General features: G+C 62.7%; 17 protein-coding genes. 8 read left to right on the top strand and 9 right to left on the bottom strand.

The features are described from left to right. Positions 1-337 precede the first annotated feature (337 nt). Positions 338-1,393, bottom strand: a complete 1,056-nt coding sequence (purM, locus tag VGH41_RS03985; protein ID WP_331596039.1) for a phosphoribosylformylglycinamidine cyclo-ligase — start codon at positions 1,391-1,393, stop codon at positions 338-340. Between the two features lie 94 nt (positions 1,394-1,487). Between purM and VGH41_RS03980 the strand changes: the two genes are divergently transcribed. From VGH41_RS03980 to VGH41_RS03945, 8 genes are all read left to right on the top strand, one after another. Further along, positions 1,488-2,564, top strand: a complete 1,077-nt coding sequence (locus tag VGH41_RS03980) for an AI-2E family transporter (protein ID WP_331596038.1) — start codon at positions 1,488-1,490, stop codon at positions 2,562-2,564. A 65-nt stretch (positions 2,565-2,629) separates the two neighbouring features. Next, positions 2,630-3,382 carry a DnaA regulatory inactivator Hda gene (gene hda, locus VGH41_RS03975; RefSeq protein ID WP_331596037.1) on the top strand — a complete coding sequence of 251 codons (753 nt, stop codon included), beginning with the start codon at positions 2,630-2,632 and terminating at the stop codon, positions 3,380-3,382. Continuing rightward, positions 3,375-4,061 carry an HAD family hydrolase gene (locus tag VGH41_RS03970; RefSeq protein WP_331596036.1) on the top strand — a complete coding sequence of 229 codons (687 nt, stop codon included), beginning with the start codon at positions 3,375-3,377 and terminating at the stop codon, positions 4,059-4,061. Before hda ends, VGH41_RS03970 begins: the two co-directional genes overlap by 8 nt. Next, on the top strand, positions 4,058-5,689 hold the full coding sequence (gene pcnB / locus VGH41_RS03965; RefSeq protein ID WP_331596035.1) for a polynucleotide adenylyltransferase PcnB: 1,632 nt from the start codon (positions 4,058-4,060) through the stop codon (positions 5,687-5,689). Before VGH41_RS03970 ends, pcnB begins: the two co-directional genes overlap by 4 nt. 48 nt (positions 5,690-5,737) lie before the next feature. Further along, a complete protein-coding gene (folK, locus tag VGH41_RS03960; protein ID WP_331596034.1) occupies positions 5,738-6,295 on the top strand; it encodes a 2-amino-4-hydroxy-6-hydroxymethyldihydropteridine diphosphokinase in 558 nt (185 codons plus the stop codon). Continuing rightward, positions 6,292-6,996, top strand: a complete 705-nt coding sequence (locus tag VGH41_RS03955) for a deoxynucleoside kinase (protein ID WP_331596033.1) — start codon at positions 6,292-6,294, stop codon at positions 6,994-6,996. Before folK ends, VGH41_RS03955 begins: the two co-directional genes overlap by 4 nt. A 47-nt stretch (positions 6,997-7,043) precedes the next feature. Next, entirely contained in the window at positions 7,044-7,859 is an 816-nt protein-coding gene (gene panB, locus VGH41_RS03950) for a 3-methyl-2-oxobutanoate hydroxymethyltransferase (RefSeq protein WP_331596032.1), read from the top strand. A 114-nt stretch (positions 7,860-7,973) separates the two neighbouring features. Next, positions 7,974-8,114: a hypothetical protein gene (locus VGH41_RS03945; protein ID WP_331596031.1), complete on the top strand. Its 141-nt coding sequence runs from the start codon at positions 7,974-7,976 to the stop codon at positions 8,112-8,114. Positions 8,115-8,152: 38 nt separating this feature from the next. Here the strand turns inward: VGH41_RS03945 and pabB are convergent, their stop codons facing one another. The 8 genes from pabB to hrcA all read right to left on the bottom strand — a co-directional run bounded on the left by pabB (position 8,153) and on the right by hrcA (position 17,657). After that, entirely contained in the window at positions 8,153-10,060 is a 1,908-nt protein-coding gene (gene pabB, locus VGH41_RS03940; RefSeq protein WP_331596040.1) for an aminodeoxychorismate synthase component I, read from the bottom strand. A 25-nt stretch (positions 10,061-10,085) separates the two neighbouring features. Continuing rightward, on the bottom strand, positions 10,086-11,222 hold the full coding sequence (dnaJ, locus tag VGH41_RS03935; protein ID WP_331596030.1) for a molecular chaperone DnaJ: 1,137 nt from the start codon (positions 11,220-11,222) through the stop codon (positions 10,086-10,088). A gap of 266 nt (positions 11,223-11,488) precedes the next feature. Further along, the gene (dnaK, locus tag VGH41_RS03930; protein WP_331596029.1) at positions 11,489-13,447 is read right to left on the bottom strand and encodes a molecular chaperone DnaK; all 1,959 of its coding nucleotides are present in this window, start codon (positions 13,445-13,447) and stop codon (positions 11,489-11,491) included. A 446-nt stretch (positions 13,448-13,893) separates the two neighbouring features. Beyond that, positions 13,894-14,472 carry a nucleotide exchange factor GrpE gene (grpE, locus tag VGH41_RS03920; protein ID WP_331596028.1) on the bottom strand — a complete coding sequence of 193 codons (579 nt, stop codon included), beginning with the start codon at positions 14,470-14,472 and terminating at the stop codon, positions 13,894-13,896. A 311-nt stretch (positions 14,473-14,783) separates the two neighbouring features. Further along, on the bottom strand, positions 14,784-14,960 hold the full coding sequence (locus VGH41_RS03915) for a hypothetical protein (RefSeq protein WP_331596041.1): 177 nt from the start codon (positions 14,958-14,960) through the stop codon (positions 14,784-14,786). Beyond that, entirely contained in the window at positions 14,957-15,364 is a 408-nt protein-coding gene (locus VGH41_RS03910) for an RNA-binding S4 domain-containing protein (RefSeq protein ID WP_331596027.1), read from the bottom strand. The genes VGH41_RS03915 and VGH41_RS03910 overlap by 4 nt, the downstream gene beginning before the upstream one ends. Positions 15,365-15,374: 10 nt before the next feature. Then, entirely contained in the window at positions 15,375-16,445 is a 1,071-nt protein-coding gene (hemH, locus tag VGH41_RS03905; protein ID WP_331596026.1) for a ferrochelatase, read from the bottom strand. Between the two features lie 192 nt (positions 16,446-16,637). Beyond that, positions 16,638-17,657, bottom strand: coding sequence for a heat-inducible transcriptional repressor HrcA (gene hrcA / locus VGH41_RS03900; RefSeq protein ID WP_331596025.1), 1,020 nt, complete (start codon positions 17,655-17,657; stop codon positions 16,638-16,640). Positions 17,658-17,708: the final 51 nt, after the last annotated feature.

Genomic DNA, 17,708 nt, shown 5'->3' with positions numbered 1-17,708 from the left:
GCATTCCACTCGCCCTTCGAAGTCTTCGCCAGCATGCTTGAACTTGCGTCTCGACCTGATACTTCCGTTCACTAAGCTCCGTGTTGCGCTTCACCTTTGAAACCGCCCTTCGCCCCTGTGCGGGGCGAAGCTAATAGACCACTAAGACAACAAGGAAAGGCCAACGCCGTAGGCAAACAGACACAGGGGCGAAGCCAATAGACCACTAAGAACACAAGCAGAGGCCAACGCCGTAGGCAAACAGTCAAACAGCGAAGCTAACAGCCCACTAAAGACAGCAAGCAAACCCCAACGCCGTATGGCAAACACCCCCCCTGCGGGAGCAAAAACCCAAACCTCAAACCACCACAGTCTGCGCCTCACCCTCAGCAGACTCCCGCACCACGCCGATCTTCCAGACCTGCTCACCGGCGGCAGCCAACAGCCCGATCGCCTTATCAGCATCAGCAGCCGAAACAACCACCGCCATCCCAATCCCGCAATTGAACACCCGATGCATCTCGGCATCGGCCACCCCGCCGTGCTTCTGCAACCACGAGAACAGCGGCGGCAGCGGCCAGGCCCGATGATCCAGCTCAGCAGTCAAGCCGTCACGCAACACCCGCGGAATATTCTCAACCAGGCCGCCGCCGGTGATATGCGCCATCCCCTTGACGGGCAGCTGCTCCATCAACGACAACAACGGCTTCACGTAAATATGCGTCGGCGCCATCAAGGCGTCCGCCAGTGACCGACCATCAAAATCCGCATTCAGATCCGGCTGTGCACGCTCGATAATCTTGCGCACCAGCGAAAACCCGTTCGAATGAATTCCGCTCGACGCGAGGCCCAGCACAACATCACCCGGAGTGATCGTGCTGCCGTCGATAATCTTGCTCTTTTCGACCGCGCCGACCGCGAAACCGGCCAGATCGTATTCGCCGTCCGGGTACATGCCCGGCATTTCAGCAGTTTCGCCGCCGATCAGCGCACAGCCGGCCAGCTCGCAACCCTGCGCGATGCCCTTCACTACCGTCGACGCCGTGCCGACGTCCAGCTTGCCGCACGCAAAGTAGTCGAGGAAGAACAGCGGCTCGGCACCTTGCACCAGAATGTCGTTGACGCTCATGGCCACCAGATCCTGGCCGACCGTGTCGTGCTTGTTCAGATGAAACGCCAGCTTCAGCTTGGTGCCCACGCCATCCGTTCCGGACACGAGCACCGGTTCGCGATATTTCTTCGGTACCTCGAAGAGCGCGCCAAACCCGCCGATGCCGCCCAGCACGCCGTCACGCAACGTCTTTTTGGCAAAGGGCTTGATCGCGTCGACGAGGGCGTCGCCCGCGTCGATGTCCACGCCGGCATCGCGATACGACAAACCTTGGGCGTCAGGGGCGGATTTCGGTTGATTCATGGGGAAGGGCGAGAAGGTCGGTAAAATGCGATTTTACCCGATGCCGGCCGGTTGGCTGGACTTTCACCCGCGCCGACCACCTGGAAAACCCATTTTGCAGCAGAACCCCTCGTTTCTCACTCCCTATCAGCGCCAGGCTTTCATCTGGATCGCCGTTGCGCTAGGCGTCGGCATCCTGCTGTGGCTGCTGAGACCCGTGCTCACGCCCTTCCTGCTCGGCACGATCCTCGCCTACATCCTGCAACCGGGCGTCGCGTGGATGGTGCGCCGCCGCGTGCCGCGTGCACTCGCCGCGCTGATCATGATGCTGCTGTTCACGCTGATGCTGACCATCATGATCCTGCTGGTTCTGGCGGTGATCCAGAAAGAAGGCCCGCAGCTCAGGCAGCAGGTGCCTGTGCTGATCGCGCACGTCAGCGCATGGCTGCAGCCCAAGCTGGCCATGCTGGGCCTCGCCGATTCACTCGATTTCGCCAGCATCCGCGACCTCGCGATGGGCCAGCTCGAAGGCAGCGCGCAAACCGTGGCGCTGTACGCGTGGACCTCCATCCGTACCAGCAGCAACGTGATGATCACCTTGATCGGCAACCTCGTCATGGTGCCGCTCGTATTGTTCTACCTGCTGTACGACTGGAACCGCATGCTCGAACGCGTCGAAGGGTTCGTGCCGCGCCGCTGGCTCGACAAGACCCTGCAGCTCGCCCACGACATGGACCGGATGCTGTCGCAATACCTGCGCGGCCAGTTGCTGGTGATGGCGGTGCTCGCCGTCTTCTACGCGGTCGCGCTGACCATCGCCGGTTTCGAGATTGCGTTGCCGGTCGGCATTTTCACCGGCGTCGCGGTATTCATTCCGTACATCGGCTTTGCCACCGGTCTCGCACTGGCCCTGCTCGCCGCGCTGCTGCAATTCGGCAGCTGGTACGGTTTCGGCGCGGTCGCCATCATTTACGGCTTCGGACAGATTCTCGAGAGCTTTTTCCTGACGCCGCGGCTCGTCGGCGAACGGATCGGCATGCATCCGCTCGCAGTCATTTTCGCGTTGCTCGCGTTCGGCCAGCTGTTCGGCTTTTTCGGCGTGCTGCTCGCGCTGCCCGTCAGTGCGATCCTCTCGGTAGCCGTGCGCGAATTGCGCCAAAGCTACCTGTCGAGCACGCTTTACAAGAACTGACCCATACTGGCTCACGGGCGCCGGGCAATTTCCCTCGCCGGCGCCCATTTCCGGCTGCTACTACTGTGCTTCGTCAACTGACGCTCGATCTCGGCACCCCGCCGCCATCGACATTCGACAACTTCTTCGCCGGCACCAACGCCGAGCTGGTCACGCGTCTGCGCGAGCTGGACAGCGCGCTCGCCGCCGGACCGGTGGCCGACCGCACCTTCTATGTGTGGGGCGAATCGGGCAGCGGCCGCACCCATCTGCTGCAGGCCCTCGTCCACGAGGCCCAGCCCGGACATGCCCGCTTTGCCAGCCCGCAGAGCGGTCTGGCCGCGTTTGCTTTCGATCCGCGCATCGCGCTCTATGCGGTGGACGATTGCGACCACCTGTCCGGCGCGCAGCAGATCGCCTTATTCAACCTTTTCAACGAAGTGCGCGCCCATCCCACCTGCGCGCTGGTCGCAGCGGGCAATGCCGCGCCCATCGCCCTCGAGGTCCGCGAGGATCTGCGCACGCGCCTCGGCTGGGGGCTCGTGTTCCATCTCGCGCCGTTGCCCGACGAAAGCAAGGCGGCCGTGCTCAAGCACGCCGCGAAAGAGCGCGGCATCGCGCTCGCCGACGATGTGCCGGCCTACCTGCTCACCCATTTCCGGCGCGACATGCCAAGCCTGATGGCGCTGCTCGACGCGCTCGACCGCTTCTCGCTCGAACAGAAGCGCGCAGTCACGCTACCGCTATTGCGCACCATGCTGGCATCGCCCGCCGGCACCGAAGAGTTGAGAACGGCAACCGTTTCACCCGCTTCAAGTAAAATGGGCCCCCATGGCTAACCTCGCACTCTTCGACCTCGATCACACGCTCATCCCCACCGACAGCGACCACGAATGGGGCCGCTTCATGGTGAAACACGGCATGGTCGATGCCGAAAACTTCGCGCGTGAAAACGATCGCTTCTTTGCCGACTACAAGGCCGGCAAGCTGGATATTCATGCCTATCTCATCGCCATGCTGACGCCGCTCGCGAAGTACTCGCGCGCGCAACTGGCCGGGTACCATCAGTTGTACATGCACGAAGTCATCAAGCCGGCCATCTTCCCGGTTGCGCTCGAACTGGTGAAGCAGCACCGCGAAGCCGGTGACCTGTGCTGCGTCGTCACGGCCACCAACGAATTCATCACTCGTCCGATTGCCCAGGCATTCGGTGTCGACACGCTGATCGCCTGCGAAGCGGAGACCGTCGACGGCCATCCGCACTCGGACTACACCGGCCGTCCCACCGGCACCCCTAGCTACAAGGAAGGCAAGATCGTCCGTACCGAGGCGTGGCTCGCTTCGCTCGGCAAGACATGGTCGGATTTCGAGCGCAGCTACTTCTATAGCGATTCGCACAACGACATCCCGCTGCTCGAAAAGGTCACCGACCCGATCGCGACCAATCCCGACGAAACATTGCGCGCTCATGCGCAAGCCAAAGGCTGGCGCATCCTAGAACTCTTTCAACCCACGTGATCAAAAAACTCATCCGCAAACTGTTCGGCCAGGATTCGGCGCCCGCCGACGACGCCACGCCCTCCGAAGCAGACGAAGCCGCCAACGCGCCGGCCGGGACCGGGCGTGCTGTCAGCACGGCCGGCGGCACGACTGCCACCAGGGCACGCCGCAAGCCGGCCCGTGAACCCGCCAAAGGCGGCGCCAACCTGGATACGCCGGTCGCGGACGTGACCGTTGCGGACATGCCGGTCATCATTCCGGCTGACGTGCACGGCATCAACCCGTCGCTGATCTCGCGCAACGCCATTCGCGTCACTGAAGGTTTGCAGCAAGCCGGATATCGCGCGTTCATCGTCGGCGGCGCGGTACGCGACCTGCTGCTCGGCATTGCGCCGAAAGACTTCGACGTCGCCACCGACGCGACCCCCGAACAGGTGCAAAAGCTGTTCCGCCGGGCGCGGATCATTGGCCGGCGCTTTCAGATCGTGCATGTGCAGTTCGGCCAGGAAATCATCGAAACCTCTACGTTCCGCGCGCTGGTCGATCCGCCCGCCGCAGATGCCGCACCGCCGCGCCGTCTGAAGCGCGACGAACTGGACCGCCGCACGCATGCCGTCGACGCAAGCGGGCGTGTGCTGCGCGACAACGTCTGGGGCGAGCAGCACGAAGACGCCACCCGCCGCGACTTCACCATCAATGCGATGTACTACGATCCGGCCACCCAAACCGTGCTGGATTACCACAACGGCATGGCCGACATGCGCGCCCGTCTGTTGCGGATGATCGGCGACCCGGCCACGCGTTATCGCGAAGACCCGGTGCGCATGCTGCGCGTGGTGCGGTTCGCCGCCAAGCTCGACTTCGAGATCGAAGACGCCACGCGCGCGCCGATCCAGGAAATGGCCGACCTGATCAACAACGTGCCGGCCGCGCGTTTGTTCGACGAAATGCTCAAGCTGATGCTGTCGGGCCATGCACTTGCCTGCCTGACGCGTCTGCGTAAGGAAGGCCTGCATCACGGCCTGTTGCCGCTGCTCGACGTGGTGCTGGAACAGCCCACCGGCGAGAAATTCATCACGCTCGCGCTGACCAACACGGACAACCGCGTGCGCGCCGGCAAGCCGGTCTCGCCGGGTTTCCTGTTCGCCACCCTGCTGTGGCACGACGTGCAGCAGCGCTGGCAGGCATTCGAAGCGCAGGGCGAATATCCGGTGCCCGCACTGCACCGCGCGATGGACGACGTGCTCGACATGCAGACCGAGAAGCTCGCCATCCACAAGCGTTTCTCGTCGGATATGCGCGAGATATGGGGCTTGCAGTTGCGCCTCGAAAAACGCTCGGGCAGAAGTGCGCTGAAGCTACTGGAACACCAAAGATTTAGAGCGGGGTATGATTTCCTCCTGTTGCGCTGCGAATCGGGCGAACTCGATGAGTCGGTCGGTCAGTGGTGGACGGAGTTCATCGAAGGAGACATCGCCGCGCGTGAGACATTGCTCACGCAAGGCGGGAAGGACCGAAGCCCCAAGAAACGACGGCGGCGCAGCAGTGGCGCCAGAAACCGCAAGCCGGGCGACGGAATGGAGGGCGGCACGACAGTCGACCGCGCAGCGAACGACGTGAGCCAGGGCGGCTCACACGAAGACTGACGCGGCCAGGTTGTCGGCCGTCGAACGATAGTCGCAGGAAGTTATGCCATGACGGTTGCTTATCTCGGCCTCGGCGCGAATCTCGGGGACGCGCGCCAGACCCTGAAAGACGCGGTGGTGTGCCTCGCACAGCAGCACACCATCACGGTGCTCGCCAAGTCGAGCCTCTATCGCACTGCTCCCATTGATGCGGGCGGTGACGACTACTTCAACTGCGTCGTGAAGCTCGAAACGACGTTGCCGGTGCGGCATCTGCTCGCGCTCTGTCACAAGATCGAGTTGCACTTCGGCCGCGAGCGGCCGTTTCGCAACGCACCGCGCACGCTCGATCTCGACATTCTGCTGTACGGCGAGCACGTGATCGGCGAGCCGGATCTGATCGTGCCGCATCCGCGCCTGACCGAACGCGCTTTCGTGCTCGTGCCGCTGGTCGAAATCGACCCCGCGCTGGTCATTCCGCAACATGGCCGCGCGGATGCGTTTCTTGCCGCCGTCGCCGATCAGCGCATCGAAAAGATGAAGTCGGCCTGTCAGTGTCCCGTCCTTAATGCACTGAGCGGCAACGGCGCTGAAACCGTGCAAGCCGGCAAGGGTCGCTGCTCATGAACTCGCCTCCGCTAACGGTCACGGCGCCGCAATTGCGCGCGCCGTTTCGCTATCTTGCGATCGAAGGACCGATTGGCGTCGGCAAGACTTCGCTGGCGCGGCGCCTCGCCGAACGCTGGTCGATGCACCCGTTGTTCGAGCGTCCGCAGGACAACCCGTTTCTCGAACGCTTCTATCGCGACACCTCGCGCTATGCACTGCCCGCGCAGCTGCATTTCGCGTTGCAGCGCGCGCAGCAGGCACGAGACGTGACGGTGGCCTATGCCGCGGGTACGCCGCTGATTGCCGATTTCATGACGCAGAAGAACGACATCTTCGCGCGCCTCACGCTCCCTGAAGACGAGTGGCAGTTGTACCGCGCGCTCGCGGCATGCATCGACGCGCCGCAGACCGTGGGCAGTCCAGCCGGCGCGCCGGCGCCCGAGTTCGTCGTCTATCTGCAGGCGAGCCCGGAGGTGCTGTTCGCGCGCATCCAGAAGCGCGCGGTGCCGATGGAATTGCAGATCTCAGCTGCCTATCTGCATGCGCTGTGCGACGCGTATAACGAGTTCTTCTATCACTACGACCGCACGCCCGTGCTGACGGTCAACGCCGAACATCTGAACCCGCTCGACTCGGACGCGGACCTTGCATTGCTCGTCGAACGCATCGAAACGATGCGCGGGCGCAAGGAATTCTTTGTCAAAGGCACCTCGCTCTAGGCGTAAGCCGGAGCGACAACGCCCCTCTTTTTCCAACGGATTACCCCATGAGCTATTTGCAGGAAACGAGCCGGACCGCCATCACGGTCCCGAAACTGCAGGCGATGCGCGATGCCGGCGAAAAAATCGCCATGCTCACGTGTTACGACGCAAGCTTTGCCGCGCTTCTGGACCGCGCGGGCGTCGACGTGCTGCTGATCGGCGACTCGCTCGGTAACGTGCTGCAGGGCCAGACGACCACGCTGCCGGTCACGCTCACCGATATCGTCTATCACACCGCCTGCGTCGCGCGTGCGCGCACCTCGGCTCTGGTGATGGCAGATCTGCCGTTCGGCACGTATGGCACACCCGAGCAGGCTTTTGCCAGCTCGGTCGAGCTGATGCGGGCGGGCGCGCAGATGGTGAAGCTCGAGGGCGGCGAATGGCTCGCCGACACGGTGCGCTTTCTGATCGAGCGGGCCGTTCCGGTGTGTCCGCACATTGGACTCACGCCGCAATCGGTGCATGCGTTCGGCGGCTTCAAGGTGCAAGGCAAAACCGAAGCCGGCGCTAGCCAGCTGGTGCGCGACGCCCTTGCCATGCAGGATGCTGGCGCGCAAGTGGTGCTGATGGAAGGCGTGCCCTCACAGGTGGCCACCGAAGTCACGAAGCAATTGCGGATTCCGACTATCGGCATCGGCGCGGGTGTGGATTGCTCGGGACAGGTGCTGGTGCTGCACGACATGCTCGGCATTTTCCCCGGCAAGCGGCCGCGCTTCGTGAAGGATTTCATGCAGGGACAGACAAGCATCCTCGCCGCCGTTGAAGCTTATGTACGCGCGGTGAAGGATGGCTCGTTTCCGGGTCAGGAACATTCGTTCTGAATCAGCGGGGACCGCTTTGGGACCCGTCTGATTTCTGCTGAAAACCCGCTCGTCTATCTTCTTCGGCTACCCGGATTTTGACGCGGCACCGCCGCGTCCCGAAGAGAGATGAACATGAGCCCGTTTTGCTTGATCAACGTCGCGAAGATTCGCGATCACGCCGCTGCCTCGCCTGTGATCAGGGAAGCGGGCTGGCAGTTCCGTCTGAAGGCGCGTCTGACCCAATGGATGACGCACCTGCGGCGCGTAGCATGAGACCGGCGCACCGGGCACGCGGCCCGCTCGGTTCAGCTTCAGTGAACAAGGCGTGCCGGCACGGCGCCGCGTAGTGCGTTGCACACCATCAGCGCCTCGGCGTTTAATACATCGCCCCGCGTCAGCACGCGTTCCGCGGCACCGAGATCAGCATCTTCCAATAGCACGCTACGCATGACGCCGGGCAACACACCCGACGACAACGGCGGCGTCCACCAGCGGCCGGCCAGCTTCACGAATACGTTCGAGCGCCCGCCTTCCGTCAACTCGCCCCGCTCGTTGAAGAACAGCGTATCGAAGCCTCCAGCGGCTTCAGCTTCGCGCCAGCCGCGGTCGTACTCGGCGCGGCGCGTGGTCTTGTGATGCAGCAGCGCGTCGCTCGCTTCGGTTGCGGCGAAGCCACGATCCGGGCCCAGCAGTACGCCGACTTCCGCCCCCGGCAAAGGCGCGATTGCCGCGGCGACGATCTGCAGCGCGCCGTTCTTGGCGAGCGCCAGCCTTACGCGATGCGGCGACTGCTCGGTAAGCTCGCCGCACTTCGCGTCGAGCCGTGCGCGTGCTTCAGCTTCGTCGAACCTGAAACCCAGCCACGCGGCGCTCGCAGCAAGACGCGCCAGGTGGCGGTTCAGATGACGGACGCCATCCTCGCGCGTCGCGTACATCGTTTCGAATAGCTCGAAGCCCGGGTCGGCGTCGGTAAGGAAACGGGCCTTCAGTTTGCACTCCTCGTACTCGTCAGCGGCGACGCTGTCGAGCACGATGCCCGCGCCGACTCCCATCGTGCCGCGCCGCACGCCCCCGCGATGCGTTGCGGGTTCCAGGGTCAGCGTGCGAATCGTGACGGATAGGCAAAAGTCGCCGCAGAGATCATCCGAGGCGGGTGTTTCAGCAGCCGCATCGAGCCAACCGATCGCGCCTGTATAGAGACCGCGCGGCGTGCTTTCCAGGACGTCGATCAGTTGCATCGTTCGATGCTTCGGCGCACCGGTGATCGAGCCGCACGGAAACAGCGCGCGCAGCACGCCGGCGAACGACGTACGGGCACGCAGCTTCGCTTCGATCGTGGATGTCATCTGCCAGACTGACGCATACGGTTCGACCGAAAACAGCGCCGGCACATTGACCGATCCTGTTTCCGCAATGCGCGACAGATCGTTGCGCAGCAGATCGACGATCATCACGTTTTCAGCACGGTTCTTCGGATCGTGCCTGAGGAATTCGGCCGTGCGCTGGTCCGCTTGCGCGTCGTCCGGCGAGCGCGGCGCCGTGCCTTTCATGGGACGGGCACGCAAGGTCGTCCCCGCTTTCTCGACGAACAACTCCGGCGAGCACGACAGCACCCAGCGGTCACCCGGCAGCGCAATCAATGCGCCGTAGTTGACCGGCTGGCGCGCCCGGAGTCGCCGGTATAGCCCGACCGGGGTGCCGAACACGTCGAAGCCCAGCCGATACGTGTAATTGACCTGATACGACTCGCCGTCCCGCAGCGCGTCCTGAACCGCGCTGATCGCCGCTTCGAATTGCTGCGGATCGACGCTGGCGCGCACGGCCGCCGTACCGGCCACGGACGGATGTTCAGCGCCGCCGTCACATTGCACGAGCCACGCGTCGACTTCGTCCCGGGCCAGCTTTGCGCAGCGTTCAAACAATAAAAAACGCAGCGCGGCATGACCGCACTGCGTTTCTTGAGACGGCTCAGACAGCCGGGACGGCGTGACGTCCTTCAGGACCAGCTGACGGCCGAATTCATAGTCGGCCAGCATGACTGCATGCAAGCCGGCGCGCGTGTCGGCAGCAACCGCCTCGCACACGGCTTCGAGCTGCGCGGCGTCCGCGCAAACCCGTTCGTGCACGAAGCCCGTGTACAGACGGCTCGACTGCCGCGCCGCCGTCGCGCCGCAGTCGTCGAGCAACGCGAACACGGCGCCACGATCATCAGCCATGATGCCTACCGCCAACGTCAACCCGCCGTTAATCGAAGAAGCTCTTCACCCGGTCGAACCAGCTCTTGCTTTGCGGGCTATGCCGCGAGCCGCCTTCCACGAGTGATTTTTCGAACTGCTGCAGAAGCTCGCGCTGCGGTTCGGTGAGCTTCACCGGCGTTTCCACCTGCACGTGGACGTACAGATCGCCCGCAATGCTCGAGCGCAGCCCCTTGATGCCCTTGCCGCGCAACCGGAACGTCTTGCCCGACTGGGTGCCTTCGGGCACCGTGAAGTTGCCGCGGCCACTGAGCGTGGGCACCTCGATTTCGCCACCCAGCGCCGCCGTCGTGAACGGAATCGGCATCTGGCAATGCAGATCGTCACCGTCGCGTTCGAACACCGAGTGCTGCTTGATATGAATCTCGACGTACAGGTCGCCCGACGGGCCGCCGTTGATGCCCGGCTCGCCGTTACCGGCTGAGCGAATGCGCATGCCGTCGTCGATACCGGCCGGAATCTTCACTTCCAGCGTCTTGGTTTCCTTTACCTTGCCCGCACCGTGGCAATGCCCGCAGGGATCAGGGATATGGCTTCCCGTGCCATGACATTTCGGGCAGGTCTGCTGGATGCTGAAAAAGCCCTGCGACATGCGCACCGAACCCGAGCCGTTACAGGTCGGGCAAGTCTCCGGCTTGGTACCGGGCTTCGCGCCCGAGCCGTGACAGATTTCACAGGACACCCAGCTCGGCACGCGAATTTGCGTGTCGTAGCCATGCGCGGCCTGTTCCAGCGTGATTTCCATGCTGTAGCGCAAATCTGCGCCACGATACACCTGCGGACCGGGCCGGCCCCCGCGTGCAGCACCGCCCGCCGCCTGGCCGAAGATGTCCCCAAAAATATCGCCGAATGCGTCGGCAAACCCGCCGAAGCCCTGCGCGCCAGCGCCGCCCATGTTCGGATCGACACCCGCGTGGCCGTACTGATCGTACGCCGCGCGCTTCTGCGAGTCCGACAGCATTTCATAGGCTTCCTTCACCTCTTTGAAATGCTCTTCCGCATCCTTGTTGCCCGGATTGCGGTCGGGGTGATACTTCATCGCAAGTTTGCGATAAGCCTTCTTGATTTCGTCGTCGCTCGAGTTCTTTGCGACGCCCAGAACCTCGTAGTAATCCCGTTTCGCCATATCGGTTCAACGCCATCCGCGCAGCAAGGCACGGCGGCTCCTCTTGAATGCTGGAGTCTCGCGACTCGTCCGGCCGCTGCTCACCCGTCACTGACACGGCCAGAGCAACGCCCTCCATAAAACAAATGTGCCCGGAGAGCCAAAAAGGCTCACCAGGCGCGATAACCGCTTTGCAGGTTCGCCCTCCCCAAGGGGAGGCAACCGTTTTGCAGGCCGGGCCGCACACCTTGCGGTGTGCGGCTTTACGGTCAAATTGCGACCCGGCTTTAGTCCTTCTTCACTTCCTTGAACTCGGCGTCGACGACGTCGTCTTCCGGCTGGCTCGCGCCACCGGCCGATGCACCGCCCGCTGCGCCCGCAGCACCTGCCGCCGCGCCCGCTGCACCTTGCGCAGCCTGCATGTCGGCGTACATCTTTTCACCGAGCTTCTGCGAGGCCGTTGCGACCACTTCGATCTTGGCTTCGATTGCCGCCTTGTCGCTCGCGCTGCTCTTCAGCGTGTCTTCGAGGTCCTTCAGCGCTGCTTCGATCTTTTCCTTCTCGGCCGCGTCCAGCTTGTCGCCGTACTCGGTGAGGGCCTTCTTCGTGCTGTGGACCAGCGCGTCGCCCTGATTGCGGGCGTCAGCCAGCTCGCGCAGCTTGTGATCTTCCTCGGCGTTCGCTTCCGCGTCCTTCACCATCTTTTCGATCTCGGCTTCCGACAGACCCGAGTTCGCCTTGATCGTGATGCGGTTTTCCTTGCCGGTCGCCTTGTCCTTGGCGCCGACGTGCAGAATACCGTTCGCGTCGATGTCGAAGCTCACTTCGATCTGCGGCACGCCGCGCGGTGCCGGCGGAATGCCTTCGAGGTTGAACTCGCCCAGCAGCTTGTTGCCCGCTGCCATTTCGCGTTCGCCCTGGAACACCTTGATCGTCACGGCACCCTGGTTGTCATCCGCGGTCGAGTAGACCTGCGCATGCTTGGTCGGGATCGTCGTGTTCTTGTTGATCATCTTCGTCATGACGCCGCCGAGCGTTTCAATGCCCAGCGACAGCGGGGTCACGTCGAGCAGCAAAACGTCCTTGCGGTCGCCCGACAGAACCTGACCTTGAATCGCGGCGCCCACGGCCACGGCTTCGTCCGGGTTCACGTCACGGCGCGGTTCCTTGCCGAAGAATTCCTTCACCTTGTCCTGCACCTTCGGCATACGCGTCATACCGCCGACCAGAATCACGTCGTCGATTTCGCCGACCTTCACGCCCGCGTCCTTGATGGCCATGCGGCACGGTTCGATGGTGCGTTCGATCAGTTCTTCGACCAGCGCTTCGAGCTTGGCACGCGTGATCTTCAGGTTCAAATGCTTCGGACCCGACGCGTCAGCCGTGATGTACGGCAGGTTGATTTCGGTCTGCTGGCTCGACGACAGTTCAATCTTCGCCTTTTCAGCCGATTCCTTCAGACGTTGCAGCGCGAGCACGTCTTTCGACAGATCGACGCCTTGCTCCTTTTTGAACTCGGCAATGATGTAGTCGATGATGCGCTGGTCGAAGTCTTCGCCGCCGAGGAACGTATCGCCGTTCGTCGAGAGCACTTCGAACTGCATTTCGCCGTCAACGTCGGCGATTTCGATGATCGACACGTCGAACGTACCGCCGCCCAGGTCATACACCGCGATCTTGCGGTCGCCCTTTTCTGCCTTGTCGAGGCCGAACGCGAGCGCCGCGGCGGTCGGTTCGTTGATGATCCGCTTGACTTCCAGACCGGCGATGCGGCCTGCGTCTTTGGTGGCCTGACGCTGGCTGTCGTTGAAGTACGCGGGAACCGTGATCACCGCTTCGGTGACCGGCTCGCCGAGATAGTCTTCAGCCGTTTTCTTCATCTTGCGCAGGACTTCAGCCGAAATTTGCGGCGGAGCCAGCTTCTGATCGCGCACTTCGACCCATGCGTCGCCGTTGTCGGCCTTCACGATCTTGTACGGCATCAGGCCGATGTCCTTCTGCACTTCTTTTTCTTCGAAGCGGCGGCCGATCAGGCGCTTGACTGCGTACAGCGTGTTCTTCGGGTTCGTGACCGACTGACGCTTGGCAGGCGCGCCGACGAGGATTTCCCCGTCTTCCATGTAAGCGATGATGGACGGCGTGGTACGCGCGCCTTCCGAGTTCTCGATCACCTTGACCGAATTGCCTTCCATGATCGCCACGCACGAGTTGGTCGTGCCCAGGTCGATGCCGATGATTTTGCCCATTTTTACTAATCTCCTGACTTTGATCGCTGTGGGGAATGCCTTGTACCCATCTGGCGGCAAGGCACCCCGCCCTCAATTCATACCTGCACTCAACATAAGTGCGTCCGCATCGTTTTCAAGACCTTGTCCTCGATGCGGTCTTTAATTTTTTTCAATCGCCTGCTGCGTTTGCATTGACGGCGCCGTCGCTACGATCTTCCTGCCGTGGCGCTGCCACGAGTGCCCGACACTGGCCAAGGTGATGCCAGTTGGTTGCCCGGTCGAGGCGCCTGCCGCGATGGAAAAACGACCACGTGGCACGCCTGCAACATGAAACGGAGGCCCAGCTCACGGTGCTCGCAGACTGTGCAGTGAAACCCTCTGCCGTGAAACCATTTGAGCCCGAGCACGCGAACTGCGCCGACGGGGAGGTTGGCCATGATAGCCGCGCTCCGCCGAAGACGCGCTTACTTCGCCTGCGCGACGGTCACGAGCGCCGGACGCAGCACGCGGTCGGCGATCACGAAACCCTTTTGCAGCACCGAGACGATCGTGTTCGGTTCCTGGTCAGCCGGCACCATGGAAATGGCCTGGTGGCGGTGCGGGTCGAACTTCTCGCCAGCCGGCGGGTTGATTGCCACCACCCGGCCCTTTTCGAGCGCGCCGCTCAGCTGGCGCAGCGTCAACTCGACACCTTCACGGACCTTCTGCAGGTCGTCGGTCGAGTGGGCGACTGCCGCCTCGAGACTGTCCACCACCGGCAGCAGATGCTCGGCGAAGCTCTCGATAGCGAACTTGTGTGCCTTGGCCACGTCTTCCTGGGCGCGGCGACGCACGTTTTCCGTTTCCGCCTTTGCCCGCAGGAAGCTCTCCTGCAGCTCGGCGATTTTGGCCTGCGCCTCAGCCAGGACGGCTTCCGCGCCCGCTGGCGCAGTGTCGGCCGGGTTGGCTTCCGGCTGGGCCGCGGCGGCCTCGGCGGCCTGGCGCGCGACTTCGTCGGCGGGCGTGGGATTCTGGCTCGTCGGGTTCTCTTGCGTGTTTTCCATGTCGCTGAAAGTCGTTAAAAATTAAAAGCCAAGGGATGGCCACGCGATGCCTGCGCAGGCGCATTTGTGCGTTGCGCAAACACCACACAACCACCGCTTATCAGAAACACAGATGCGGCCTGAAATGACCATTTCAAGCCGTCTACGGGAACTTTTAGCGCCGTGAACCTGCGGTAGAAATTCCCGGTTACAACCATTACTCCTACTTCATCAGAATGAGATTGAGGAGGATTCGCGGCTGACCTAAACTTCATCCAAACGCTGGAAAAGACATGTTTACCCTAATCCAGCGAAAAACCACGTCGTCTAGCTCAATCGTGCAGGTCATCCTGCATCTTTCGGGGGAGTACCGTGAAACTGACCTTCGCAATATCCGTTGTCGCGTTGGTGCTCATCGCGGGAACCACCACCATCTGCATGTCCGGGGCCGTCACCGACAGCACGACCGAATATGGCGGCGTGCACGCCACCATGGAACAGCTGTTCAATCCCCACCTGAAAATTTGTCGATAATGCGCCGGTCGCGCTTGGTCGGCCGCCCGTGCAATGCGGCAGCCGGCTCGCGATAAGTCTTGCGCCGTTCCTGCTCCGCCTGCCGCTTTACCCTGCTTTCGCCCGTTTCTGCATAAAGCGTCTGAGCCACGCTGGCTGGTCCGCGTACGTCGCACAGACCCAGCACCTCGACCTGCCAAACGATGCGCTCAATCTCGATTTCGACCAGATCGCCCACCCGCACGTCCTTGGCTGGCTTGACCGCCGTACCGCCGATGCGCACATGGCCCTTGTCCACAGCGTCCGCCGCAAGCGAGCGCGTCTTGAAGAAGCGCGCCGCCCATAGCCATTTGTCGATGCGCAGTCGCGCGCCCGGTTCCGTCGAAATCTTGTAGTTCATCAAATCACACTCAGGCCGCCACCGCGCCCGGCAAGGATGCCGCCTGAACCGGCCAGCCCTGCAGATGCTGCGCAACGATTTCGCCCAGCGCCGCAATCCAGGCCTGCGAGGCATTCAGGCAAGGAATGCGGTGAAATTCCTTGCCACCACCATGAATAAATTCGTCGCGCACTTCCATGCCGATTTCCTCAATCGTTTCAAGGCAATCGGCGGTAAAGCCCGGGCAGAACACGTCGGCGCGCCGTACACCCGCCGCGCCCAGTTCCCTGAGTGTCGGCGCGGTATAAGGCTGCAGCCACTCGGCTTTGCCGAAGCGCGACTGAAACGTGACGCGGCACTCCACCGAAGTCAGTCCAAGCGCCTGCATCAGCAATGCAGCGGTTTGCTGGCACTGCTCGTGGTACGGATCACCCAGGTCCAGCGTACGTTTGGGCACGCCATGAAAACTCAACACCAGTTTGTCGCCGGCGGCGAAATCCGGACGGCCATGCGCGTGCCAGTAGTGATGCACTTGCGCGGCCAACGCCGCAATGTACGCAGGATGGTCCGCGTACTGCCGGATGGTGCGGATTTCCGGCTGACTGCGCATGCGTTTGAGCGCCGCAAAGGCGTCGTCGAAGGCCGTGGCGGTGGTCGACGCGGAGTATTGCGGATACATCGGCACCAGCAGCACGCGTTCGGCCCCGGCCAGCTTGAGCTGATTCAGCATGGCGGGAATCCCGGGCATGCCATAACGCATGGCGTAGTCGACGATCACCGTGTAGTCGTTCAACTGCAGCAGGTGTCGCAACCCTTCCACCTGCTTCTCCGTGAAGACGCGTAGCGGCGAACCCTCCGGCGTCCAGACCGCCGCGTATTTCTTCGCAGACGAGCGACCGCGAAACGGCAGGATCAGCAGGCGCAGGATGACTTGCCAGATTGCCGCGGGAATCTCGACCACCCGCGGATCCGACAGGAACTGCGCGAGATAGCGCCGCACTGCGCGCGGCGTCGGAGCGTCCGGCGTGCCCAGATTGATCAGCAGCACCGCGACACGATGGGATGTGGCGGGCTGCGAAGGCCGCTCGAGATCAAAACGCATAGGTAACAGGCTTGGCCGCGCGAAGCAGGCATTGATTCAGTGGGATTCATTATAGCGGCGCGGTCATTTGCGCATACCTGGCCATTCGGCCAATTGGCAAGGCACGGCGCGCCAGGCATCATTGAGTCATGGCACCGGGCATGCGGCGGTGGGCACCTACCGGATCACCCAGGCACGCACAGGAACGGGCACCTATTGCTGGCTGAGCGTGAGCGAAAGCAGGCGCGCGGTGATGTCTACGATCGGAATCACGCGGTTGTAGGCCATCCGGGTCGGCCCGATCACGCCGAGCGTGCCGACGATCTTGCCGTTCACCTCGTACGGCGCGGTCACCACGCTCATTTCTTCGATCGGCACGAGATTCGACTCGCCGCCAATGAAAATCTGCACGCCTTGCGCGTGACTCGACACGTCGAGCAACTGAAGGAGACTGGTCTTTTGGTCGAACACATCGAACAGCTTGCGCAGGCGCGCCATGTCCGACGACAGGTCGGCCACTTCGAGCAGATTGCGCTCGCCCGAAATCAGCACGGTTTCGCCGGCGTCGGCTTCATCGGTGCTGGCCGTGACGGCGGCGTGCATCAGCGTGGTCATGTCACCGCGCAGTTCGTCGATTTCCTCGCGCAGGCGCCGGCGCACCTCGTCGAACGACAGGCCGGCAAAATGCGCATTGATGTAATTGGACGCTTCCACCAGCTGCGACGGCGAAAAATCGCGCTGTGTGGCCATGATGCGGTTCTGCACATCGCCCTCAGGCGTGACGATGATCAGCAGAATGCGCTTGTCGGACAGCCGCATGAACTCGATCTGCTTGAACACGTGGCTGCGCCGCGGCGTCAGCACGACGCCCGCGAACTGGGACAGGTTGGACAGCACACTCGCCGCAGCCGCGACGATCTTCTGCGGCTCGCCCGCCTGCAGCGTGGTCTTGACGGTGCGCATGACCGCTTCTTCGTCCGCCGCGGACTCGACCGTCAGCATGGTGTCGACGAACAGCCGGTAGCCGCGCGGCGTGGGAATGCGACCGGCCGAGGTGTGCGGGCTGATCACGAGCCCCAGCTCCTCGAGGTCGGACATCACATTGCGGATGGTTGCCGGGCTTAGTTCCAGCCCGGAATAGCGGGACAACGTGCGCGAGCCGACCGGCTGACCTTCGGCAATGTAGCGCTCGATCAGCGTTTTGAGGAGGGTTTGTGCGCGAGGATCTAGCATGACGGAAAATTTTAGCTTAATGACGCGTCTACGGCGAGCGCTAACCAATCC

The sequence above is a fragment of the Paraburkholderia sp. genome (genome assembly GCF_036488795.1).
Lineage (GTDB): Bacteria > Pseudomonadota > Gammaproteobacteria > Burkholderiales > Burkholderiaceae > Paraburkholderia.
The sequence above is the reverse complement of the archived record's forward strand: the minus strand, read 5'-3'. Positions and strand labels throughout refer to the sequence as shown.